We start from the raw sequence: 24,308 nt of genomic DNA, 5'->3' as shown, positions 1-24,308 counted from the left end.
CACGAACCGCTGCGTTCCGGACTTCGCGCGAAGGCAGCGCGAGGACTACAGTCACAGACGGCCCATGCTTTCATTCCTCCTGCCACTCCTTGTCGCCATCGCGCCCGCGACCTCCCCGGAGATTTCGTCGGCGAACCTCAAGAAGACCCCCGCCTTCCAGGACTGGCGCGGCGGACGCTTCCTCTTGGAGGAACTCTGGGTCGAACTCCCGGAGGCCGGACTTCGCGTGGGCTACTTCGTCGTCCCCAGCCCACGGACCCGCGAGTCCTCGGATAATCCTCCGTTCCATGATGCCTTCTTCGTGGTGGACCCACGCACGGGGCAGCCCGTTGCCCCGGCCCTGGTACGAACGAGTCTGCCGCTCAATGGCTGTCCGACGATGGGCAAGGTCGCGCGGCTCATCCCCGAGCCCGAGAGCGAGACCTCCGCCGCGGTCCGTTTTGGCAATGGTGCTCAGCGGTGTCTGCTCCGGTTGCGGCGCGTGAAGGAGGCCTGGGTCGTCTCCCTCTCCCCGGATGAGGCCCGCTCCCCCGTGGAGACCTTCCCAGCGGCAGCGGTCGCCCTGGAGAAGGTGCTGGGTCCCCGGGGCGGAGGGGCTCGCAAGCTCAATTGGTCCTACCTGCCCAACTCCCGCTGGCTGCTCGCCGCGTCCCCGAAGGAGTGCGGCCTGTGGGTCGTCGACAGCCTCACCTCCGAGGTGAACGCCACCGCCAGCGAGGCGATGACCCGGGAACTCTGCGAGTGTCTCGACGAGACCATCTCCTTCGGCGAAACGGAGTTCGAACTTCCCCAGACGGTGTACTCCATGAGCTGGACGGGTGGGGGCACCGCGCTTCCTACCTGTGATTGCACGTTCGCGCAGACGGGCGAAGCCAGCGTCACGTGCAAGGAATACATGGGGCGCGAATACTCCCTTCCGGAGTTCGAGGAGATGGCGGAGGACGGAAGGCTGACGAAGAAGATGGAGGACGCGAACCGGATGGAGTTGGAAGACTTCCGTCGCACCCACCAGGGCCTGCTCGCCGCGAACGAGGAGGCACTCAGTCAGTGGAAAACGGGGCACCAGAAGGAGGCGCTCGCAGCGTGGACCACGCTGTACCGGACATGGCTCGAGAGCGGCCGGCTCACCATTGAGGGCACCCTGGCCGCGATCACCGTGGAGGACGCCAGCCTGAGGAAGCAGATGAACCAGCAGTTGAATGCGACCATCGACCTCCGGGCGGAGATCCTCAACAACCTCGGCTTCGCGCTGTGGTCCCAAAAGGAGTGGTCCCAGGCCGAGGCCGTCCTCGACGAATGCCTGGCGCTGCTCACCGAGACGGGCCGCGAGCGCAACGTGCTCCACCTGAATCGGGGCGATTTGTTTCGGGACATGGGGAAGGGACCCGAGGCCATCAAGGCCTATCGGTCCTTCCTGCAGCGCAAGGGCACCGCGGCTCAACGCAAGCACGCGGAGCGAGAATTGCGGAAGCTGGAGCCGGGTTCGAAATGACAGTCTGAAGGGCCTCGCTCACGCGCCTTGACGCACAGCCGACCGTGGCCTTGGCGCGTGAGCGATGCAGCGAAGCTGGGGGCGGCACACGTGGCCCCTCGGGTCTGTCAGGGCGAGAGGAACGGCAGCAGCTCTCCAGCCTTCTGCCACATCACCGCGGGATAGGCCTGCGCCGAGCTGAAGCCCTTGTTCGTGAAGAGGTACTCGTAGGTGGACTGGTACGACGCCTTCCAGCCGTAGCCGGAGTGGTCGGTTTCGCTCCACTCCGCCTGCGGGATGCCCATCGCCTGGAGCGCCGTGCCGAGCCACTGGTTGTAGAGAAGGCCCGACCACAGGAAGCTGCCCTCGCTGCCCGTGCTCGAGTCGCCGCTCACCTTGCGCGTGATGTTCCGGTAGTCGCAGTAGTTGCCCGTCTTGAGGGCGCCCCCCGCGCTCCCGGCCGTCACCACCGGGACGGAGAAGGAGAAGTGGGGCGTGTTGCCGTTCTCCTGTCCCCACGCGAGCAGCGAGTCATCCAGCAGGGTCCCGCCCGCGCCGTTCGAGAACCGCTCGAAGCGAGAGACGAGGTCGAGGAACACTTGCGAGAAGAAGACCTGGTTGAACTGGACCACCAGGTCCTGGTTCGCCCCGGGCACGGTCGAGGGATGAACGACGTTGTTGTGCCAGTCCTCGCCCTGGGGCGCGCGGGGGGTGAAGGTCAGGTTCTGGTTGTGCTCGTCGATGCTGATGGTGGCGACGCGACAGACGCCGCAGTTCATCGCCACGGCGAGCACCTCGTTGATGAGCCGGAAGTACTCGACGTTCTTCGCGGGGTCTCCCGCGAAGGAGCTGGAGTTTCGCAGCGACAGGTTGTCGGTGGTGGGACGGGCTGGCACCTGGCAGCCGGTGCTGGTGGTCTCCAGCCGGCGCTGCAGCTCCGCGACCGCGTCGATGTGCTGGTCCAGTCGCCCCTTGTCCTCGGCCGAGAGCCGACTGTTGCCGTTGCGCAGCCGCCGGTAGCTTTCGAGGACCTTGTCCACCACGGGAGTCCGGGCGGTGCCGGGGTTGCTGCTGCCGGCCAGCAAGGTGTCGAAGAGGGCGAGCGAACTCTCGGTGCCGCCGATGGCGCTGGAGGCGACTCCGGAGGAGCGAACCCCGGGGGTGTTGTATCCCCAGCTGCCGGTCGAGGTGCTTGCGCCGGCGATGGCGACGCTTCGCTTCCGGACGGAGGCGACGCTCGGGTAGAAGGCCGGTGAATAGGCCATCACCTGGTCGATGGTCGCTCGAGGTGAGCCGGGCCTCTGCTTGTCGAAGTCGTAGTAGCCCAGCGGGGCGCCGAAGTTGTGACCCATGTACAGGGGGAAATCGAGTCCCCGCAGGATGTTCATCTTCGAGATGAGCGTGGGCGTGAGCACGGACGACTTCGCGGTCAGCACCCGGCTGATGACCGCATCACCGTTCGCCTGGGCCGTCGCGGCCAGGTCTCCCCGCCGCACGTCGTGGTCCGCGTAGAACAGGGACTGCGTCAGCGCCGGGTCCCCCGGCCACATGCTCGCGCCAAAGATGGCGCCGTGGGGGGTGCGGAAATGCACGAAGGACTTCGGGCGCCAGGCGGCCTGGGCCTTCGCTTCGCGGGGGCTCAAGAGCGATGGGAGCAGCGGCAAAGCCAGCACGGCTCCGCCCGCGCCGCGCAGGAACATGCGGCGGTCCCAACGGAAGACAGGTGTGTTGCTCATTGGAAGCTCCTCTGCTTGAACGTGGGATGCTGGACGACGGTCTTCAGCAGGTCGGCCATCGGTGCGCCGCTGCGCGCGACCGTCTCCATCTCCGAAAGAAGGCACCCATCGCGGGAAGTGGACTCCACGCGAGCATGCGCGAAGCGGAAGTAGTGTTGCGCGACGCAGGACTCGAAGAGCTGGCTGTCGTCAATCATCCGCGACAGCTCCGAGGCGCTGGAGATGACGCGTTGCTCGGAGTCGTAGAGCAACACGTCCGCCGAGGTGTCCACGGAGGGCGTTGCCGTCTCGTGGCCCTGCGGGTTGAACAGCCGCTCCACGTCGCGCTCCCGTCCGAGCGCGTCGAACCCTTCCAGCACGAAGCCCGGTGGATTGATGGTGTTGTTATGACATCCCCCACAACTGCCTCCGGAGGTGAGCTGGCTCACCACCTGTCGCGTCGTCATGCGCTCCGTCGGCGCGGGCGGCCTGGTGCTGGCATTGGGCGGAGGGGCCCCGACTTGCTGGCAGAGCAGGGCGTTTCGCACCAGGTAGCCCCTGTGGATGGGACGCGTCGACGGGGTCCCCGTGGCCAGCAACGCCGCGCGGGTCAGCAGTCCGCCGCGGTTCTGGGACGGCATGACCGGCGCCGGACCGGAGCCACTCCAGACGGGGACACCGTAGATGCCGGCCAGGAAGGGGTCCGCCGTGTAGGACCTCTTGTCATGAAGGAAGTCGCTCACCGTGCCACCGGACACGACGGTGTTCCAGGCGGAGAGTTGGACGTCCTCGAACATCGCGGTGCGCGTGGCGTCCAAGGGCATCTGCGCTCCGACGAAGGACCGGTAGACCGGGTCGTTGCGGAGCGCCTCCAGCGACGGCAGCTCCTCGAGCCGCAGCCACTCGCTGACGAACTCGTCCAGGGAGCCTCGCAGTTGGGGGCTCTTCATCATCCGGTCGAGCTGGGCGCTGAAGCCGCTCTCGGTCAGGAGCGAGCCATCGGTCGCCGCGGCCCAGAGTGCGTCGTCCGGAGGCGCCTGCCAGAGCTGGTAGGACAGCTTCGCGGCCAGCTCGAACGCGGAGAGGGGGCTCACCGGCTGGCCGGCGGCGGTGCCGTGCTCGACGCGGTAGAGGAACCAGGGCGAGTTCAGGACGGTGGTGATGACATCCGCCACCGCCGCCCTGTTCACCGGCGTGGCCCCGGCGATGTCCGCGAAGGCGGTGACCTCCGCCGTCGGCAGCGGGTAGCGCAGGACGCGGGAGCCCCATCCCCGGATGAAGGTCTCCAGGCAGGCCCGGTCGTTGGCGGTCTGGCTGTCGCTCGCGCAGCTTCCCAGGAGCGCGTTGCGGCGCGCGTCGGTGCTGGTGAGTTCCTGGGCCACGGCGTTGCCCAGGTCATACATGACGTCAATCTGGGTCTGCTGGATGGACTGGTCCAGCCGGCTGAAGCCACCCTTCAAGTCACCAGGCGCGGGAGTGCGCTGGTCCGTGGGGTAGCGGGCAAGGAGGGGGGCGAGGTTCTCCCAGACGGCGTCGGCCTCGTTCGGCAGCGCACGGGCAAGGGAGAAGCGAAGCGAGTTCATCACCTGCGTCCGGGACAGCCGGGGAAACGGAAGGTCCGCGGGGACGGCGCTCGCGTCACAGGAGAACTTCGCTGGCGCCGGACGGACGGAATCGGACGTGGCCGGCGGAGGCGGATCCGGTTCGTTTCCGCCGGGGTGATGGGTGTGCTGGGCGGAGCCCTCACAGGCGACCACGCCAGCGCAAAGAAGCAGGATGCCCACGGAGCGAGGAAGCGTCATGTCCCTGGCTACGCGCGGGGCCGAAAATACTTTCCTGCCCGGTGGGCCACCGGCGACGGTACTCTCGCCATCACCGCATGCTTGCTCTGCTCTGCGCGTTCTCCCTCGTCGCCCTGACCCAGTCCCCGGTGGTGTCGGTGTCGTTCGACCTGCGCGCGCTTCCCGAGCAGGACTATCGGCGGTGGGACGCGGTGGAGTTGGAGCGCAAGGTGGCCCTGCGGCTGATTCAGGAGGGCTTCGCGGTCGTCTCCCCACAGAGTCCGGCCCAGCTTCGACTGCGTGCGAGCCGCACTCCCGAAGGGCTGTTGCTCGAGGCCGTCGGGCCGCGGCAACGGGTGGAACAGGGCGTCCGAGTGGGACGGGGTTCCATCGCGGAGCTTCATCTGGAGGTCGCACAGAAGCTCTCCGAGATGACGCGGGCGGTGCAGCCCGAGCCGGAGCCGCCCGAGCCGGAGCCGCCTCTGCCCGAGTTCGTGCTCCAGCCTCCCGTGGAGGTGGCTGCCGCCCCAGCGCGCCCCGAGCTGGACCTGGGCCTGGGGCTGGGGACGCTCTGGCACGGACCTGGAGTCGATCCACACCTCCTGCTCTCCGTCAGGCGGGGCCTGGGGGCCTTCGGCCTGGAGGCGGAGGCGGGGCTCGGGGTGTCCCGCGATGCGGCGCTGACCGTGTTCGAGGCGCAAGGTGGCGCCTTCTTCAGTTATCGGCTCCCCGTGGAGGAGCACCTGCAGCTCGAACCGGGTGTGGGCGCGGGCCTCGTCCTCCACACCTTCCGACTCGAGGACGCCTGGGCGTCGGGCCGGACCGGTACCCAGGTGTCTCCCGCGGGCTGGGCCCGGATGAAGCTCCGGTGGCGGTTCACCGAGCGTCTGGCGGCGGAGTTGCGCGTGGCCCTGGGGGTGCTGCGGCCAGTGACGCATGTGCGCGAGGGCGAGACACTGTGGTCTCGGGGAGGGGTGAGGCTCGAAACCGGCGCCCAGCTTTCTTGGGGGCAGTAGCCTCCGAGGAAAGTTTCTCCCGCTTCATTCGTAGGTTCGCAGGTGATGGATGTCGCGTGCTCCGCACTCAAAGGCCCCGCTCGCCCTGCCTGCCCGGCCTGTGTCATTCGACACGCTCTACGAGGAGCACGCCGAGGACGTCTACGTCTGGGCCATGCGGTATGCGGCGGGTCGGTCGGGCTGGGCTGAAGACGTCGCACATGACGTCTTCCTCAAGGCGTGGGAGCACCAGGCCTGGCTGCGCGAGGAGGATGTGAGGGGCTGGCTTTTTCGAGTCACGCAGAACGTGGCGTTCTCCGCCCTGCGGCGCGAGAAGACGTTCCGACAGCGCATCGCCGAGCTCTTGTTTCCTGTGCACCCCGCGGAGACGGAGTCCACGCCGGAGGCGGCCCTCGTGCGGCGCGAGGCGTTGCGCAGCGCCACGGCGACGTTGGACCGCTTGCCGGGGCAGGAGCGGGTGGTGATGACCTTGAAGCTTCTGGACGACCTGAGCCAGCGCGAGATTGCCCAGCTCCTCTCGCTGTCAGAGGGCTACGTGTCGAAGTTGATCAGCCGCGCCCAGGGCCGCCTGACGGCCTGGGGATGGAAGGTGGATGATGGCTCCCCGTGACTTCCGTGCAGAGCTCCGGCGTGAAGACCCGCTCCGCCGCGAGCAAGGGATGCCACCCGCCGTCCGGGCCCGATTGTGGTCGCGGCTGCGGAACTCACGCGCGCCGAAGCCCGCATGGCACAGGCGTCCCGTGTTCTGGGGACTCGCCGCGTCGGCGGTGGCGCTGGCCTTCGCGGTGTTCTTCATGCGGGCCCCCTCCGCACGCTCTCTCGGGGGACTCGAGGTCGCGCGGGCCAGTGTGGACCTCATGGCGCGGGAAGATGCCGCGGGTGTGATGATTGAAGGGGGCGAGGCCGCCCTGATGGACGTGGCCCGAGGCATCACCCTCAGGAACCAGGGGCCGCTCGTCGTTCGTCGTGAACCCTCCGGCGTGCGACTGGTCCACGGTCGCGCGGAGTTCTCGGTGAATCACCGCCAGCCAGGCGCGCCTCCCGCCGTCGTGCTCGTGTCGGGCGGCGCCATCGAGGTGATGGGCACGCGCTTCACGGTGGAGGAGCGGGGAGGGGAAGGCACCGTCACCCTGCACGAAGGCGCCATTGCCTTTCGTGGGCTCAGTGGCGCGGTGGTTCCCGTGGGGGTGGGGCAGACGTTGGCGTGGCCGGTGGCCGTGCCCTCCGAGCCAGCCCTTCCCGAGTCAGCGCCTCCCGAGTCGGGAAGGCCCGCACCGCTGGCGGCGCCCAGCCCGAAGCTTGCTCCCACTCGTGTTCCCTCCACACCGGTTCGTACTCCGAGCGCGGAGGACGTCTTGCGAGAGCTGGAGGTCCTTCGCGGTCGGCACGAGTTCGAGCAAGCGGCGAGGTACCTCGAGGAGGCGATGCGCAAGCAGCCGGTGGCGACGCGGGAGCGCCTGAGCTTCGAGCTGGGCTCGTTGCTGACGTACCAGCTCAAGGACGCGCGGCGTGCCTGCTCCCACTGGGCCCGGCACGAACAGCAGTTCCAGCGCGGGCACTACGCGGAGGCGGTCCAGCGTGCCCGTGGGACGCTGGCCTGCGAGGGCCGAGACCGCGAGAGCGCGCGATGAAACGGGGAGGCTGGAGCCTGCTGTGGCTGGCAGCGGCGCTGACCGCGTGCGAGCCCGCCATCATCGACCATTCGGCGACGTCCAATCTGCTCGATGCCGAGTCGGCTTCCCTGGAGACGGGGCCTGGCGCCTGGATTGCGTGGTACGGCGTCACCGCTTCGAGAGCGTCCACCGACGCGAGAGAAGGTGAAGCAGTCCTGCGCGTGGAGGTGACCGAGCCGTATGGCTGGGGCGTGCACCTCGACAACTGGCCCGGGTTCGCCGCATCCCCGGGGGCGCACCGCGCTTCGTTCTGGGTGCGCGGGATGTCGGAGCGCTCCCCGGTCGCCGAGATGCGGGTCAGCTGGCGCGATGCAAGCGGCCGGGAGCTGCAGTCGGACCTGCTCTCCAGCCCGGTGCTTTCCTCCAAGTGGGTCCGGACCGCGCGCGAGCTGACGGCTCCGGCGGGAACGGAACGGATGTCCGTGGCAGTGACTGGCGCCGAGGGCGTCCCTGGCGAGGTCATCGAGCTGGATGTGCTGGTCGTTCAGGCATTGAGCGCGCCTTGAGCAGCTCCTGAGCTTCCACTCTCAAGGTTGCTCGGTGCTTCCGGCTCCGTTTTGCCAGCCCAGGCAGAGCGATGACATGCGCGACTCACTCAATTGCATTGACGCGTTGCCCATGGCGGCCTTGGCGCACCCCATGACGCGGCGACCAGGTTTGGGGTAGGCGCACCGCCCTCGGCCCCTGATAGGGCTGAGGACGGTGGTCCCACAAACAGGTGGAAGCCCGGGCTTCAACGTCGACGATGTCCACGCGATTGATTCTGACTTCGCCCGAACTCAGGGATGCGGACGGTCCTCCCTGAATGTCAGGGGAGCCCAGGGGGCGGGTAGTTGAGGCAGCCCCTGTTCAGCTCGCAATAGTCAAAGGGCCCATACCCAATGCAGCACTCCTCGGGCTCTGTTCCACACCCGACTCCGCACCTTGGGCGGCAGTCCGCATTGCGGCTTCCATTCTTGACATAGACACATGTGCCGCCGGTGCCATTGCAAAGCGAATAGGGCGCGGCCCCTACAACGCAGGCATAGATTGCATCCTCTCTGGACTCGAGCTCGGTCGATGAGTCGACTTCCTCCTCCGTGCCACAGCCCACCAGCAGGATTGCCGCAAGCATGCCCTTGAGAATACTCGACATGATTCCTCCCATGAGTCGCCGCTACTGGGACGCGGCCCCTGTGGCTGATGCGTCCCGCCTCGCGCCTCTGGTGTTGGAATCGAAGCCGACCTGCTGCCCTGCGCTTATGCCAATCCTACGCGCCTGCGTCCTCGGCAGGCAAAGGAGCGCACTGAAGTCCATCTCCAGGCATTCAACGCGGCAGGGCTCGCCGTTGGCACTGCTAGTTTCGCGCAGGGACGGCTGCTTTCGTGCTGTTCGGCGCTGTGTGCGCAGAGAACCTGAGAGAGACGGCCCTACGGAGGCTGCTGTCTCCATGCGCGCCATGCAGTGCTTGCTGGCGCGCAGAGCCTGGTGCGGCGAGTGCGAAGGGGCATCTCCCATACGTTGGGTCAGCCAGTCAGCGTCCCTCGTTCCGCTCCCCGCCTGCTGGTGGTCTCACAACAGGCGGGGTGTCGCTCAGAAGATGCCCTGTCCCGGCGTGAGGATGCGGTCCGGGTCGTAGCGCCCCTTCGCGTGCTCGAACCGCTCCCAGGCGGGGTGGAAGTGGCGGCGCCAGTCGCCGGAACTCATAGGCACGGCATCCACGGGATAGATCTTCCCGCCGATGGCCGTGAGCCGGTCGAAGATGGCGCGGTTCTTCCGCACGAGGGAGGCGACGTTCTCCGGCGTCGGTGGAATGGCGGTGCGCAGCAGCGAGAAGAGGAAGACGTGTCTGTCGTTGGGCGTGCGCAGGAAGGGCGCGGTCAGCTCCGAGGCGCGGAAGGGGTAGAGCAGGATGGGCCCCTGTCCCATGTCGGCCTCGGTGGTCTGTGAGAGGACCTCCTGGACGAAGGACTCGGCGGCCCGGGCGGGGACGAACATGTCCAGCCACGGATGGGGGAAACCCCAGACGCCGAGTTGCTTGAGCAGCTCGACGAGCGGCGCGAGCCGGTTGGCGAAGTCGAAGTAGCTGCCATCGCTCACCTGGAGCGTTCCCGGCTGGAAGCCCAGGCCCGCGAGCAGTCTCGCATCGTTCGGCTCCGAGCCCGGGGTGAAGTACTTCACCACCTCGAGCTGATACGCCCGGCTCCCGTTGGAGGCGACGGCGGAGCCCTCGACGTAGTCGAAGCGACCGTCCTCGATGAGCCGCCGCTGGTCCTCCATGAAGCGGTGGAGGTCGCTGTACAGCGCGGTGTACGTCCGGGCGCGGGGCGGCACTTCGACGAGCCGCACCCTTGCTCGCACGATGATGCCGAACTGGCCCAGGCCCGAGCGCACGGCGTCGAACAGGGGCCGCTCACGCCAGCGCGAGCACCGCACGAGCTCTCCCCGTCCCGTGACGACGTCCATTTCCAGGACGTTGTCCACCTGGAGGCCCCAGCGAAACGCCTGCCCGCCGATGCCCCCCGCCGACAGCGTCCCACCGATGCTCAGCTCGATGTAGTCGGTCAGCACCGGCGGACTCTTGCCGCACGGAAGCGAGGCCTGGAGCAACTCGTGCCACCGGACGCCCGCATCCACCCAGGCGCTGTCCTCGTCAATCTCGTGGATGGTCGACAGCGTGGACATGTCGATGACGATGCCCGCCGCCACCTGGGACTGGCCGAAGGTGCTGTGGCTCTCACCGAGGCCCCGAGCGGCGGCTATTTTCAGGCCCTGGCGCCGCGCGAAGCGGACCATGGCCACGATGTCCTTCACCGAGCCCGGAACGAGCACCGCCCACGGCGTGCGGTGGAGGATGTGGCCGAAGTCCTCCGAGGCCGCGGTCCGCGACGCCGTGTCCATCAGCAATTCGCCATCGAGTGGCGGCAGCGGGGCCGAGCCCGCCTCCAGCGTGGAGGCCCAGCTTCGGCTCAGGGGATTGAATGCCACGGCCACCAACGCACCTTGGAGCAACGTCCTCCGGGAGACGGTTCGACTCGACATTCACTCCTCCTTCTTCGTCGGAGACTTCTAGCCCGAGGCCGCTCCCCCCAACAATTGCCCTCTCCTCGGGCGCGAACGCATGGTGTGCAACGCACCCGTTCCGAGCACGGAACGAATGGGAACCGCTCCGCGCCACGGCACACCCGAAATCGCGAGCCCGGAGCGCCCACGGCTCACGCGGCGGACGTACTCCGGCGGTAGCGTCCCGGGCTCATCCCCGTCCATCGCTGGAAGGCGCGTCGCAGGGCTCGTGCATCTGAATAGCCCACGCGCTCCGCGATACCCGCGACGTTGAGCGAGTCGTCGGCAAGCAGGCGGCGGGCCTTCTCCAGGCGGATGTCCTCGGTCACTTCGCGGAATGTCCGCCCCTCTGCCTTGAGTCGGCGCTGGAGACCGCGCGGGCTCATTCCCAGGCGCGCGCACACGCTGGCGAGTGACGGTTCTCCTCGCTCCACTTCCTCTTCCACCTGGGCCTGGAGTCGCTCACGCCCGCTCACGGGGCGCGTCGCCTCGCGAGCCAGGGCTGGCGCATCACCGTCGTCGAACGCGCCCACTCGCTGAGCACCGGCGGGCAGGCCGTGGACTTCCCGACGCCTTCGCGCGCTTCGAGGCCTGGCTGCGGCCCTATGCGACACCGGCACAGGACGGCGCGAAGCGCGTGGGCGGTTTCTTCGCCCCCCGCACGCGGCCCGGGTTGTTCCTGCGCAACCAGTTCTACCGGATGCTCACCTCGAAGCCGCTCGAGCGCGTGTTCGAAAAGCTCGTCACCCACGCGGCCAATGCGTTCGAACTCCCCGAGTATGGTGGTGCTTTCGCCACACTCTGCCCGCTAACTCAAGCCAGGACTCGGTATGTGATTAAGGGGAACCACTTACTATTCCACCACTGGCCTGCGCTATGGCGTGGGGCTCGCAGTGCTTGGCGACGCGCTTGAAGTCATCGGCGTCTGGCGCGACCGCCACTACCTCGACACGTCCCCATTGAAGTCAACCCCAGACATCATCGCAGGATGACTCCAGGGCACTCCCTCTCCAACCGCTCTCGACAAAATACACAAGATTCGGGACTCGACCCGTTTGGGAGATTGACATGACGACCTCACGAAGACTCCTTCCCCGCACCCTGGCCCTGTTGCTGGGAGCCTTGCTGTGCTCCGGCTGCTCCCCCGCGAGCGAGGGTGAGCGCTCGTGTCCCTGTGCCGCCGGTTGGACGTGCTGCCCCGATTTAAACGTGTGCGTGGCGGACGCCTCACGCTGCGAGCAGCTCCAGCCGAAGCCGCCCGACCTCACCGCGCCCTCGGCGCCGCGCGCGCTGGCCGCCTCGCGGGAGCCAGGCCGGGTGGTGCTCACCTGGTTCGAGCCGGAGGACGACGGCGGCAGTCCCCTCACCGGTTACGGCGTCGAAGTCGACCCGCGCGAGGACGGTCAGCAGGTGCGCGTGGAAGGAGACTCCGCGAGCGTGACGGGGCTGCGCGCGGGTGGCGTCTACCGGTTTACCGTGGCCGCGAGGAACGCGGTGGGCGCGGGCTCCACGGCGGTGGTGGAGTCCGTGAAACTACCGGATGTGCCAGGCGCACCCAGGGTGCTGGCCATCCGCCAGGGAGACCGGCAGGTGGGCGTCGAGTGGGAGGCCCCTGCGTCCGACGGGGGCCATTCCATCCTCCACTATGTGGTGACGGCTTGGCCGACGGGCCGAAGCGTCATGGCGAACAGCGCCGAGCGCACGGCGGTCCTCGGAGGCCTGACCAATGGAGCGTCCACGACCTTCACGGTACGCGCCGTCAACGCCGTGGGCGAGGGCCCCGACTCGGCTCACTCCCACTCGGTGGTGCCGGCTGCGTGGCCCGGGCTGCCCGTCGCGGTGTCCGCCACTCCGAGTGTTCGCGGGGCGTCCGTCACCTGGAGCAGGCCGGAGGACACCGGTGGCCTGCCGGTCGACGCCTATGTGGTGATGGCCGCTCCAGGAGGAGCCACCCTCGAGGTGGACGGCGCCGAGACAAGTGTCACTTTCACCCGCTTGCTGGACGACACCACGTACACCTTCACCGTGGCCGCGCGGAACGCGGTGGGCCAGGGGCCGGACGCCGCCTCGGCGACCGCGCGCACTCCCGCGCGGCCCGGGGCTCCCTCCGTCGTCCACGTGGAGCCCGGGGTGCGCTCACTCTTCGTCTCGTGGGGGCCGCCTGTCTCCGACGGCCGCTCGGCCCTCATCGGCTTCACCGTGCTCGCCGAGCCATCGGGAGTGCGTGTGGAGGTGGGGGCAAGCGCGCGAGAGGCCGTGTTGGAGTCGGTGCCCAGCACGCGAGCGCAGGTCATCACCGTTACCGCTCACAACGCCGTGGGCTCGGGTGACGCGGCGATGGCCCCCGCGCTGGTGAGGACGCACCCCGCGCCCGCGGAGGTGTACGGGCTGGAGGCGCCAGCGGACGAGACGGGCTGCCGCTACATCGAGTACTCCCTGCGACAGGTGGACGGCGAGCGCGCCGACGTCCTCGTGGAAGTGGACTCGACGGGAGACGGAGTGTTCCGGCGGGCCACGCAGGCCAGCGACTCCCGGTACCTGTGGCCCGGATTCCCGCCGACCTCCGGACTGGAGGCGCTCGCTACATCTTCCGTGGGAATGCCGCACATCTTCCGCTGGAACCGCTCCCGGGACGTGCCCGGCGCCGCTGCTGCGGCCCGGATGCGCATCACCGCCACCGTCCCCGGCGCGCGGCCCTTCGCGAGCACGCTCCCGGTGCCGCTGGATCCCATCGGGCGCCGCTGCGAGGTGGAGCTAGGCGCCTCTCCGGTGCTGGAGTTGGCTTCAGATACCGGGAACTTCAATGCCCCCCTGACGAGCGGTGACTTCGACCGGGACGGTAGGCCGGACCTCGTCGTCGGCACTGACTACCCCTCGGGGTTCAGCTATCTGTGGGGGCGCGGCAACGGCAGCTTCGACCTGTTCGCGGAGTTCGACACCCCGGCGACGAAAAACCATCTCGTCGCCGTGGACATGGATGGGGATGGAGTGCTTGACCTCGTCGCCGTCAATCCCAGCTTCTTCTTTGGCGAGAGCGTCCACGTCTTCCTCGGCCGTGGCAATGGCGACTTTCATGATGCGGTGACGAGCAGGGTCCTGGCCCCGGACGACGCCCCCTACCCTACGGCCCCTGTCGCCGCGGACCTGGATGGAGACGGACGTCCCGAACTCGTGGTGTCCCAGCGCAACAGCCTCGTCATCCTGCGCCACACAGGGGGCGGTGAGATGGCCGTTGCCTTCGAGGACTTCGTCACCCCCCGCGGCGCGGTTGTCTCCGGAGACTTCGACGAGGATGGACTGGCGGACGTGATGGTGGTGGGATCGACCCTCCATGCCTTCATTGGGAGGGGCCGCCTCGACTTCACCAAGGAGCATCTCGGATCTCTCGAGGGGCGGATCTCTGTCGCTGAGGCCGCGGACTTCGACGGGGACGGCCACCTCGACATCGCGGCGCTGGCGATAGGGAATGACGAGGCCTCCATCCTCCTCCTGCGGGGCGACGGCCGCGGGCGCTTCGGGGCCCCCACGGTCCTGCACCACCACACGTGGCGCCCCTACTGGGGGCCCATGAGCGACCTCGTCGCGCGCGACCTGGATGGTGACGGCGCGGTGGACCTCGCGTACGTCCGTATCGACAAAAGTGTTGTCACGCTGCTGCAAGGTCTCGGGGATGGGTCCTTCACGCTGCGGGAGATCCCCACGACGGAGCACCCCACACGCCTCGCTGTGGCGGACTTCGATGGCAGCGGCCGACTGGACATCGCCGTGCTCAGTCAAATGCACCGAAACGTGCGAGTGATTCGGGACCTGGAGGCCCCGCAGCCACCGCCTATCGGCCACCGGTTCGCGACGGCTGACTTTGATGGCGACGGCTGGAAGGACGTGGCTTCATTGATGGACGGCGACCTCCAGGTACACCTCACCCGGGCGGAGGGAGGACTCGTGCCCCGGGGCCCATCCACCGCGCCACCAGGCGCCGAGGAACTACTGCCAGGCCGGTTCGACGCGGGACCCACCACGGACCTGCTTGTGAGGAGCCTCACGGGCCCTCCGGCCGTCCGCGACCTGTCGCTGGTGCGCGGCAGGGGGGATGGCACCTTCACCGAGCCTGAGCCGCTCCTATTGGGCGATGTTTCCGAGGGTGCCATCGGAGACCTGTTCGCCGCAGGCGACGTGGACGGCGACGGCGACCTGGATGTCGTCTTCAACACCCATCTCAACTTCTCCGGGTATCAGACCAACAACGTGTACCTGCTGCGCAACCGGGGCGACGGCACCTTCGAGGACGGAGGCAAGCTCGCCGCCTACTCTTCGCTAAGGCAGCTCGCGCTGACGGATCTCAACAGGGACGGCCGGGCGGACCTGTTGGTGTTACGTCCCGTCGCACCGGCTTTCGAGATCATCATGTTCGAGGCGCGAGCAGACGGCAGACTGCTCAAAGTGCGCGAGTACACCCCCGGGGTATCCTGTAGCGCATCGAAATTGGTGGTCGAGGATCTCAACCTTGACGGCCGAGTGGACATGACGGTCTCGTGTGGGCGGGTCGGGGTGCTTCCCATCATGGCCTGGGGTGACTTCATCTTCTTCCCGAAAGAACTTCAACCCGTCGGCAGTACCGCCTCGGGCCTCGCGATAGAGGATCTGAACGGAGACAGGGTGCCAGAGCTTCTCGTCTCCGACGTGCGAAACCAAGCCATATGTGTCGTGCCCTCCAGGGGAATCGAAGACTGGCTCCCGGGAAGGTGCTTCGGGACCCTCGGAATACTCCCCACGGAGCTGGCCCTGCTGGACGTCGACCACGACGGAGTCCTCGAGGTCCTGGTGGGCAGCATCTTCGGGGAAACAATTACCACTCTGCTGCATATGAAATGAAGAGGCGCTGTCGTTCCGAACACGATAGCGCCCCACTCAGGCGGGGGCGAAGCCAGGGCTGGAGCCGCGAGCCCAGCCCTCGCCGCGACGGTGGAGTCGACGAAGGAGTTCGCGCCAGGATTGGATTTGGCAGGGCCTCCGCGCAGGACGGAAAGCGCTAGACATGTTGGCCCGCGTGGAGTGACGGCAGGCGGCGCGTGCTGGCATACCTGAAGGCCCTCGACCGGGTGCCCGCCATTCTGGCCGTCTGGGATGGCCCACTCGGGCCGCTGGGAATGCTCCGCTCTCGTGGCCAGGTTGACGATGCCGGTACCCCTGCCAACTCGCTGGTGCTGCGCTCACTCGCATTGACGACATGCGGGACTGGCCTGACGTATCCATGACGCAGCGACCGAATTGGGGGTAGGCACGGGTGGCTGGCTGTCCTTGCTCCAGAATGCTCAGTCGGACTGGAAGAAACAGGCGATTTTAAGGAATCGGAACAGCGCGTTGTAGCTGGCCCTATCGAGCCGGTCGATGTCGCCGGCCAGCGCCGCGAGGATGGCGGCGGTGTTGATATCTCCATGGCGCGAGAGCGGAGATTGTTTGACGAGCTGTTGCAGATAGGCGCGGTTCTCGGCGATGCCACGTCGCGCCACCGGGTCGAAGCTCTCCTTGACGTACGCCGTCTCGAACGCCGGTTCGCCCAGCCACTGGGTCAGCGTCCGGCGCAGGATGCGGCGGTCCCGTCGGAGCGTTGCGGGCAGGCGTGAGACAAATCTCGCCAGGGCGACGTTCAGATAGGGATAGACCGGCCATAGGCCGTACCGCAGCACGCGCTGCGATTGGCTCGCGGCGCTTTGCCAACAGGTCTGCTGCAGCCAGGCCGACGGATAGGTGCTGCGCGCGCTGAGCGCGGTAGCCATGCCTCGGGCCGTGAGGAACGGGCACGACGGCGGCTCGGCCGCGACCCCAGCCTCCTCGGCCTCGCCTCGATAGGCGAAATAGAGCTCGTCCCCACCGAAGCCCGAGACGAGCGTGTCGATTCCCGCGGCGCGCAGCATGTGAAATGCGGCTTCGAAGATTTCAGGGTAGTTCTCATCTTCGGGCCACACCTGATAGCGGCGTCGCCGCAAGCTCCGTGGGGCGAATGGGGCATAACGCTCGGCCGGTAGGGAAAGGTCGGCGAAGCCGCCAGCACGGCACAACAGCAGGCGGCGCGCGCGTTGTGCTTCACCCATCGCGCCGTCGAACTGCGCGCCCATGCTCATCGCGCCGGCGCCAGTCACATGCGCCGTGGCGAGAGCGGTCAGCGCCGAGTCCATACCCCCGCTCAGCTCCACCGCGGTTCGCCGCGGGTCAAGGGGGCGCGCGTCGAGGATTGAGATCACCGTTTCTCGGAACAACGCCTCGACATCGACACCGTGCGGCGTCTCGCGTGGACCGTCGTGGCGCACGGGCTCTGGCAGAACGGCATCCACCCCCGCCGTGGTAACCACCAGGGTCGCCCCTGCCGTGGCGCGATAGAGCCCCGACAGAATCGTCGCCGGGCCATAGGTGGAGATGCCGGCAATCTGGGCGAGCGCGTAGTCCCACACCATCTCGTGGGGGCTGGTGCCGAGCAGGCGGGCATAGTCCCAATCGAAGCGAACGCGGCCCTCCGTCGCGAGGCAATAGACCGGGATCGATATCGTCGGCGACGCCGTGTAGCGGATTGCCCGCCGCCGACGGTCGATGGTCAATGCGGCGAAATCAAGCGGGTAGTCTTCAAGCTCATCGAGGTGTTCTTGGATCAAGCCTTCCGTAGCGCCGACGACATGCTCAATCCCTTCCGGGTCGTCTGCGAAGCGTTCTAGAACAATGGCGACGATCCGCTCGGCGCCCTCCAGGAGCACGGCCCGCAACATCCGGTGCTGCACGAGCAAGACCCGCGATCTTCCGATGGAAAAGCCCCCCTCGACGAGGCCAAGGGGGGCTGCAAGGTCATCGAACGCAAGGTCGGCGTGCAACATCGCGATCAATCGATGGACTTAGGGATAGCCGCCGTACCGGTCGTTGCCCTCGTCTATCTTCGGAGCCGTTGGCGCTCCGGGGTCGGACACCGTGGAGGCAGGCAGTACGCTGTCGAGTACCTTGAGCTGCGCCTGTAACCGCTTCGACTTGGACGACGTGGTCATGACCATCTCCTCCTGCCTGGTGGGAGGCGCCCAACACCGGGCGACTCTGAAGCCGCCAGGCCGACTATCATGCCATTGCTATTGGGCAGACACAACAAGCCCAGTCCGTGGCAGGCCCGCGTCATCGCGGCCGCTGCGCCAGGAATGCGCTGGCTGCATGTCTCGCTGGTCGACCGTCAGGGGCTGTCATGACTCGACGCTGGAGTGGTGCGACAGCAACGTTCCGGATGATGGCGACAGCAATATTGGCAAGCTGAACCGCTGGTCGGATTGCTGCGATTGAGCAGATTAGATCACCTCGATGTCGTCGTCGCTGACTCGGGGGATTCGCCCGTGGTGTGGAGCTCAGCGGAAGGTGCGCATGCTTCGGTAGAAGATCGAGTCGGCCAGGTAGAACCAGAAGAGATGGACGCGGCCGTCCTTGCGACCTAGCGCGGCCATGATGCCGACGTGGTGCGTGGGTTCGACCTCCTGCAACTGCTCCTCCTCCCAGCCGGCTTCGTGCCGAAAGCGGCGTGCGTAGACGGCGGCGCGCTGCCAGTCGAAGCTTCCCCCTCCACTCCAGTAGGGCCCGTACTTCTCGTGCTCGTAGAAGACCCAGCCCTCGCCCTCGGCGGTCGTCACCAGCTCGATGGAGTTGCCACTCAATGACGTCCCGGCCGGCAGGGGTACGCTGTGCGGCTCCCAGCGCTGGCCGGCCGCGCGGGTGCTGGCCACGACGTTATTGGCGGTGATTCCGAGCACGGTCTCCACCTCGCCGCCCAGCGCGACCTGCAGCCGCGTGAGGCTCACGGGCGCGACGAGCTCCGGCTCCGTCCAGTCGTCGTTTCTCTCGTCGAAGCGTCGCAGCCACGTGCCCTGCGCGTCGCTCCAGGTGGCCCAGGCGCGCCCGTCCGGCGCGCCACCCAGGAGGAAGGTGCCCTCCGGCAGCGGCGCCGGCGCGGTGCCCCATGTCCCATCCGCGCCCAGCAGGTGTGTTGTCGTGACGACGGGGCCGTCCCTCCCCTCGGTGCGCTGCCAGGAGAGCAGCGCGCGCCCATCCGCGAGCAACACCAGGGAGCGCGCGTAAGGCGTGTAGAGCGGGCCGATGAGCGCGGGAGCACCTGGCGATTCTCCCCGGGGCACGCGGGCACATAGCAGCTGGCGCTCCGGTGCTGGGGAGCTCCAGCAGGCCACGGCGTTGCCCTGTGGGTCCAGGGCCGCCCGCGCTTCGCCCCCTGACGCGCCCTCCGCCGTCAGTTGCACGGGCTCGGACCACGTTTGCAGCAGGGAGTCGAAGCGGGCGAGGCGCACGGGGCCCAGGGACTCGCCCTCCTGCCAGACCACCGCGGCGTCCCCGCGGGCATTCGTCACGAGAGAGGAGGTGTCGTAGCGCCGGGCCTGGAGGGTGAGCACGTGCGGGCTGCTCCACGCCGCTCCCTCCTCGTCGCTCGCGCGTTGGTGGACGCGCAGCTCCACTCGCCCGCCGCTGCCCACCGTCACGTAGGTCGTGGTGAGGGCGAAGATTTCGCCCTGCTCCCCTGTCGCGAAGCTGCTCGTGTTGTTGAAAGCAAGTCCCGCTCGTGGCCGCCATGCGGGTCCCGCCTCCACGCGCTGAAAGGATTGCCCCGCGGCGGCGCACGCCGAGGTGTTGCCCGCCGCGTCCGTGGCAGTGACTCCGAAGGCCGTGGTGCCCAGGGGCAGCACCCCCGAGTACGCGGTGAACCAGTGCGGCGCGCTGAGCGACGAGGAGTTGGGCGGCGACAGCGTTCCCGTCCCCACGCTCTGGCCGGTGCAGTCGGGAGCCAGGTACAGATGCACGGTGGCCTCGGGCTCGGTGGTGCCATACACGTTCACTCCTTGCGCGCCGAGCGCGGGCGAGAGCCCCGCGTGCCGTACTTGCGAGGGCGGTGCGGGCTTCTGGGTGTCGTAGACGTAGATGCGCGAGCCCTGGGCGTAGGTCTCGTTGCCCGCGGCGTCGACACTCTGCGCATGGATGAAGTGGGTGCCCTCGCCGACCTCGAGTTGTGCGCGCAGATTTCCGTTCGCGTCCACCACGGTCCGCACGGGCGCGATACCCCCGTGCAGCCACACCGTCGTTCCCGGCGGACCCCGGCCCACGACCACGGGTGTCCGGGTGTGATTGTTGGGTGAGAGGGGTTCGGTGTTGATGAGCCACACCGCCGGGGGAGGGATGTCGTCGTGCTCGAAGCTGCCCAGCAACATGCACTCCGAGCGGTTGCCCGCGGCATCCACCGCGCGTGACCAGCGCCGCGAGACCAGGTTCGCCTCGACCTGTAGAGGGAAGGACCACGTGCCGGCGCTGCCGCCGGTCAGCCGAGGTGGCACCGGCTCGGCGCAACTGGCCTCACCAAACATCTCCACGAGCGAGCCGGGCTCCGCCGTGCCCTCCCACTGCGTCGCGCGATTGCGCGAGGGTGAGGCCGGCGTGAGGGCGGTGAGTTGTGGGGCGACCGGGGGGATATCGTCGTGGCGGTAGGCGAGTGCGCTGCCCGTGCACGCCGAGGCATTTCCGGCGGCGTCGAAGGCACGCGCCGAGAACGCCACCTCGGCGTTCGGTGCCAGATTCGTCCAGATGGCGAAGCGCCCCGCCGTATCCACACGCTGCTCGAATGCGGACGCCAGGGTACAGGCGGCGTCCGTGAACAGCCGCACCAGGCTGCCGGGCTCGGCCGAGCCGCTGAAGGTGGGCGTGGCGACCGGCGAGGGCGAGGCCGGCATCACCCCCTCCCACACGGGCACGGCGGGCGCCACGCTGTCGTGCTCGATGGCGAGCCCCCGCGCGGAGCACAGCGAGGCATTCCCAGCCGCGTCGGTCGCTGTCGCCCAGAAGGTTCGCGTCGCGTTCTCCGCGAGCCCCACGTCCACGCGCACGCCCCCCGCGCTGTCCGCCACCGCCTGGGCCACCTGCGCGACACCGCAGCCGGGCTGCGAGTACACGCGCACCGTGGCGAGCGGCTCGCTGCTGCCCGCGAGCGTCACCTGCAACTGGTTCGTCGGAGTGCCGGACAGCGCGCTGTCCAGGCTGGGGGCTTCGGGCGCCTGCGTGTCCGGCGGGGGCGGGAGAGGGGGCGGGTTCGACCCGCCCGTCTCACCGCAGTCCTGAGGACCGGCGCCGGGCCTGCACTCCCCCTCACAGCAGGTCCAGCCCACTGAGCAGGGGCAGGGGAGGCCCGCCTCCTGGATTTCGGAGACACAGCCCCCGGTCAGTGTGGCACCGAGAGCCAGGGTGAGGACGAGGGCGCGGTAGGTCATATGCGGTTCCAACGCCGGGCGGGTCGGAGGTGGACGAAGTCTTCTACCTTCCCGAGCGTGCCGGGCGCTTTGCCCACGCTGGAACTCGAGGACCTCGCCCGTCTCACCCACCCCCATGAAGCCGCGCCCGAATTTTTTGGGGCCTGCATTCCGCCTACAGTCCGTATCGGTTGGGATGCCCCCGGGAGAAAAATCGATTCGTCCAACTCCTCGGCACCGGACGTTGGGCCTTGCGTGGACCCGGCAACCCCCTTTGAGGCAGGACTCATGAGCGACGGCGTCCCGGATGAGGCACGCCGGTGGCTGTCTCTGTTCCACGCCGGGGACCGCCCGGTGCTGAACGCGTGCTATCGCGAGCATTTCGACACCGTGTACCGGGCCGCCGCCCGCGTCCTGCCGGCGGTGGACGCGGAGACAGTGGTCCACGACGTCTTCCTCCGGCTCATGTCCGACGAGTCCGCGCGGCGCTCCTTCAAGGGAGGCTCGCTATCCGCGTGGCTCCACACCCTCTCCCGCAACCTCGCGGTGGACCGCGTGCGCAGGCGGCAGCGGGAGGGGGCCGCCCTGGCTCAGCTCGCCGCCGAGCCCCGTGACGTGGAGCCTCCCGCACCCCCGGAGTTGGAGCTCGATGCGGACCTCCTGGTGGAGCGCTTCCGCCGCGAGCGGCTCCCGGCGAAGTGGGCGCCCGTCTTCGAGGCTCGCTTCGTGCGGCACCTCAGCCAGCGGGAGGCCGCGACCGCCCTGGGGATGCACCGCACCACTCTCGCCTATCAGGAGCTGCGGGTCCGCCGGCTCCTGGAGAAGTTCCTCCTCACCCCGGAGGCACGATGACTTCCACCTGTGACTTCCTCTCCCTTGTCGACCGCCACTTCTCTGGCCGCGGCTCGCCCCCGGATGAGCGGCGCCTGCGGACCCATCTCCCGGACTGTGACAGGTGCCGCGAGCATTACGAGCGCCGACTCCTCCTCGCCCGGTTGGATCCTCGGGCTCCGGAGGCGAAGACGCGGCTGGCGCGGGGGCTCGGCCTGGACGACCCGGCGTCCCCGTTTCCGAGCCGATGGCCCCTGCTCGCCCTCGTCCTCGGCTCAGACGGCGCTGCTCGCCGCGGCCCCTGGCTCCTCGTCCCCGTCGCGATGGCCTGCCTGGGGCTGCTCGTGCTCGGTCTTCCTCGCGTGGGGACGACTGGCGATGATGGTTTCACGGCGCGGAGCGTGGGGACGCGAGGCGGGGACGCGCGGCTCCTGGCCTATGCGGTGGAGCCCGGAGGGCACACGTCGCTCCTCGGCCCCACGCTGAAGCCCGACCAGGAGCTGGCCTTCGCCTTCCGCAATCCCGATGGCCACCGCTACCTCATGGTCTTCGCCCGCGACGCCGCGGGCCACGTCTACTGGTACCACCCGAGCTGGACCGACCCGGCCAGCGACCCCTCCGCCCTCCCGATTCCCCCTGGTGGTGACTTGCGAGAGCTGCCCGAGGCCATCTCTCATCCGCTGGCGCCGGGCCTCCTCACCCTCCACGCTGTCTTCCTGGACTCGCCGCTCACAGTGAAGCAGCTGGAGGCCCTGCTCGCGGCTGGACCGCTGGAGTCGAGACTCCCCGCGGGGGCGGATACCACCTCGATGACACTCCAGGTTGCCCCATGAAAGCCGCCGCTTCGCTCCTGACCTTGCTGGCCACGGGCGCTGTGGGCGCCATGCCTCTGTCCGTAGTGACTGCGCCGACGCACACGGCCTCCGTGCTCGCGCCACCGCCCGCGACCGGGGAACACACATCGCAGCCCCCGGCCGCCGCGCCCGCGCTACCACACACCGCCACCTCGCCCGCGTCACCCCATACAACCGGGGCACCTGCACCACCGCACACCGCTGCCTTCGCGCTCGTCATCGGCGTCAACCGGGGACACGAACCGGATGCGCCGACGCTGCGGTTCGCGGACGACGACGCCGCGCGCTATCTCGACCTCTTCCGGATGCTCGGCGCGCGCACGTACCTCCTGGCGCGTCTGGACGACAACACGCGCCGGCTGCACCCGCAGGCTTCAGCGGAGGCGCTGGACCCGAACCACGCCGAGCTCTCCTCCGCTGTGAAGAAGCTGGGTGAGGACATCTCGCTCGCGCGCAGGCGCGGCGTGGAGACCGTGGCCTATGTCATCTACGCCGGCCACGGCAACGTGCGCGAAGGCGAGGGCTACGTGAGCCTCGAGGACGGGCCACTCACGGGCCGGATGCTCGCCACCGACGTGGTGGACCGCCTCGGCGCGGACCGCGTCCACCTCATCGTCGACGCCTGCTACTCGTACTTCCTCGCCTACAGCCGCGCCCCGGGCGGCCAGCGTCGCCCCCTGCCCGCGGGCTTCACCCGCGCGGTGGGCCTGGCGCTGGCGGACAACGTGGGTCTGTTGCTGTCCACGTCCTCCGCCCGGGAGAGCCACGAGTGGGAGGCCTTCGAGGCGGGCATCTTCAACCACGAGGTGCGCTCGGGCTTGTTCGGCGCGGCGGATGCGGACGGTGACGGGCAGGTGAGCTACCGGGAGATCGCCGCCTTCGTGGAGCGCGCCAACGCGGCCATCCCCAACGAGCGCTTCCGTCCCCAGGTTCACGCTCGCCCGCCAAAGGGCTCCGAGCAGCTCGTGGACCTTCGGGCCGGGCTGGAGCGTCGCCTCGAGGTCGATGGCTCCCGGGGCGCGCACTACCTGCTGGAGGACGCCAATGGTGTGCGGCTGGCGGAGTTCCACAATGCCGCCGGTCAGCCCCTGCGCCTCTTGCGCCCGCCCCCGCGCGGCCCTGTCTTCCTGAGGCGCGTGGAGGACGAAGCTGAGTACCTGCTGCCCACCACCCAGGACGTCGTCCACCTGGAGTCCCTGTCCGCCGAGGCGCCCCGCGTGGCCTCGCGCGGCGCGGCGCACGCGGCCTTCCAGCACATCTTCACCCTGCCATTCGGACGCGACTTCGTGGCGGGCTTCGAGCCACGGCCGCCCCCGCTCACGCTGGTGGAGCCGGACGGGGGTGGCCCATGGAGCTGGAGGAAGCCGCTGGGGTGGGGTGCGCTCACACTCGGGACACTCTCCCTAGGTGCTGGCGCATGGGCCACGCTGGAGGCGAAGAGCCAGCGCGACGGCATCACCTCGGGCCTGCCGCAGCAGGAGGTCGCCCGGCGCAACGGCCGCATCCACGACCTCAACACCACCGGCGGCCTGCTCTATGGCGCGGGAGGCCTCGCGGTGCTGAGCGGCGCGTTGCTGCTCCTGTGGCCCGACACGCAGTCCCTGCCCGTGGCCGCGCTGGGCCCGGAGGGTGCCGCGCTGGGGCTCGCGGGCGTGTTCTGAT

Annotated in this window: 15 protein-coding genes; 9 read left to right on the top strand and 6 right to left on the bottom strand. The window is 68.6% G+C overall.

Features of this window, described 5'->3' with window-relative positions; genetic code table 11:
- The first annotated feature begins 64 nt into the window (after positions 1 to 64).
- Positions 65 to 1,492 carry a tetratricopeptide repeat protein gene (locus HUA75_RS36615; RefSeq protein ID WP_174489114.1) on the top strand — a complete coding sequence of 476 codons (1,428 nt, stop codon included), beginning with the start codon at positions 65 to 67 and terminating at the stop codon, positions 1,490 to 1,492.
- 107 nt (positions 1,493 to 1,599) lie between these two features.
- Here the strand turns inward: HUA75_RS36615 and HUA75_RS36610 are convergent, their stop codons facing one another.
- Together HUA75_RS36610 and HUA75_RS36605 are read right to left on the bottom strand one after the other, a co-directional pair.
- Positions 1,600 to 3,207 carry a DUF1552 domain-containing protein gene (locus tag HUA75_RS36610; protein WP_174489044.1) on the bottom strand — a complete coding sequence of 536 codons (1,608 nt, stop codon included), beginning with the start codon at positions 3,205 to 3,207 and terminating at the stop codon, positions 1,600 to 1,602.
- On the bottom strand, positions 3,204 to 4,988 hold the full coding sequence (locus HUA75_RS36605; RefSeq protein WP_174489043.1) for a DUF1588 domain-containing protein: 1,785 nt from the start codon (positions 4,986 to 4,988) through the stop codon (positions 3,204 to 3,206). The genes HUA75_RS36610 and HUA75_RS36605 overlap by 4 nt, the downstream gene beginning before the upstream one ends.
- A 77-nt stretch (positions 4,989 to 5,065) precedes the next feature.
- Between HUA75_RS36605 and HUA75_RS36600 the strand changes: the two genes are divergently transcribed.
- From HUA75_RS36600 to HUA75_RS36585, 4 genes are all read left to right on the top strand, one after another.
- Positions 5,066 to 5,983, top strand: a complete 918-nt coding sequence (locus tag HUA75_RS36600; RefSeq protein WP_174489042.1) for a hypothetical protein — start codon at positions 5,066 to 5,068, stop codon at positions 5,981 to 5,983.
- A gap of 49 nt (positions 5,984 to 6,032) precedes the next feature.
- Complete coding sequence (locus tag HUA75_RS36595; protein WP_141642085.1) at positions 6,033 to 6,593, top strand: RNA polymerase sigma factor; 561 nt, start codon at positions 6,033 to 6,035, stop codon at positions 6,591 to 6,593.
- 130 nt (positions 6,594 to 6,723) lie between these two features.
- Positions 6,724 to 7,614: a FecR domain-containing protein gene (locus HUA75_RS36590; RefSeq protein ID WP_371746274.1), complete on the top strand. Its 891-nt coding sequence runs from the start codon at positions 6,724 to 6,726 to the stop codon at positions 7,612 to 7,614.
- On the top strand, positions 7,611 to 8,162 hold the full coding sequence (locus HUA75_RS36585) for a hypothetical protein (protein WP_174489041.1): 552 nt from the start codon (positions 7,611 to 7,613) through the stop codon (positions 8,160 to 8,162). The genes HUA75_RS36590 and HUA75_RS36585 overlap by 4 nt, the downstream gene beginning before the upstream one ends.
- Before the next feature lie 1,067 nt (positions 8,163 to 9,229).
- Here HUA75_RS36585 and HUA75_RS36580 read toward each other — a convergent pair.
- Together HUA75_RS36580 and HUA75_RS48090 are read right to left on the bottom strand one after the other, a co-directional pair.
- Positions 9,230 to 10,678 (bottom strand): FAD-binding protein, encoded by a 1,449-nt coding sequence (locus HUA75_RS36580; RefSeq protein WP_174489040.1) that lies wholly within the window; start codon positions 10,676 to 10,678, stop codon positions 9,230 to 9,232.
- A gap of 173 nt (positions 10,679 to 10,851) precedes the next feature.
- Positions 10,852 to 11,232 (bottom strand): helix-turn-helix transcriptional regulator, encoded by a 381-nt coding sequence (locus tag HUA75_RS48090; protein WP_174489039.1) that lies wholly within the window; start codon positions 11,230 to 11,232, stop codon positions 10,852 to 10,854.
- A 535-nt stretch (positions 11,233 to 11,767) separates the two neighbouring features.
- Between HUA75_RS48090 and HUA75_RS36570 the strand changes: the two genes are divergently transcribed.
- Positions 11,768 to 15,571 carry an FG-GAP-like repeat-containing protein gene (locus HUA75_RS36570; RefSeq protein WP_174489038.1) on the top strand — a complete coding sequence of 1,268 codons (3,804 nt, stop codon included), beginning with the start codon at positions 11,768 to 11,770 and terminating at the stop codon, positions 15,569 to 15,571.
- Between the two features lie 440 nt (positions 15,572 to 16,011).
- Here HUA75_RS36570 and HUA75_RS36565 read toward each other — a convergent pair whose 3' ends face one another.
- Both HUA75_RS36565 and HUA75_RS36560 read right to left on the bottom strand, forming a co-directional pair.
- Complete coding sequence (locus tag HUA75_RS36565) at positions 16,012 to 17,562, bottom strand: asparagine synthase (protein ID WP_174489037.1); 1,551 nt, start codon at positions 17,560 to 17,562, stop codon at positions 16,012 to 16,014.
- 510 nt (positions 17,563 to 18,072) lie between these two features.
- Positions 18,073 to 20,982, bottom strand: coding sequence for an Ig-like domain-containing protein (locus HUA75_RS36560; RefSeq protein WP_174489036.1), 2,910 nt, complete (start codon positions 20,980 to 20,982; stop codon positions 18,073 to 18,075).
- A gap of 267 nt (positions 20,983 to 21,249) precedes the next feature.
- On the opposite strand from HUA75_RS36560, the gene HUA75_RS36555 reads away from it, so the two are divergent.
- The 3 genes from HUA75_RS36555 to HUA75_RS36545 are packed head-to-tail and all read left to right on the top strand — an operon-like array spanning position 21,250 to position 24,307.
- Positions 21,250 to 21,813, top strand: coding sequence for an RNA polymerase sigma factor (locus HUA75_RS36555; protein WP_174489035.1), 564 nt, complete (start codon positions 21,250 to 21,252; stop codon positions 21,811 to 21,813).
- Entirely contained in the window at positions 21,810 to 22,625 is an 816-nt protein-coding gene (locus HUA75_RS36550; protein ID WP_174489034.1) for a hypothetical protein, read from the top strand. The genes HUA75_RS36555 and HUA75_RS36550 overlap by 4 nt, the downstream gene beginning before the upstream one ends.
- On the top strand, positions 22,622 to 24,307 hold the full coding sequence (locus tag HUA75_RS36545; RefSeq protein WP_254627953.1) for a hypothetical protein: 1,686 nt from the start codon (positions 22,622 to 22,624) through the stop codon (positions 24,305 to 24,307). Before HUA75_RS36550 ends, HUA75_RS36545 begins: the two co-directional genes overlap by 4 nt.
- The last annotated feature ends 1 nt before the right edge of the window (position 24,308 follow it).

Source organism: Myxococcus sp. CA040A (assembly GCF_013336725.1).
Classification (GTDB): domain Bacteria; phylum Myxococcota; class Myxococcia; order Myxococcales; family Myxococcaceae; genus Myxococcus; species Myxococcus llanfairpwllgwyngyllgogerychwyrndrobwllllantysiliogogogochensis.
This window is presented reverse-complemented; position numbering and strand designations above follow the sequence as displayed.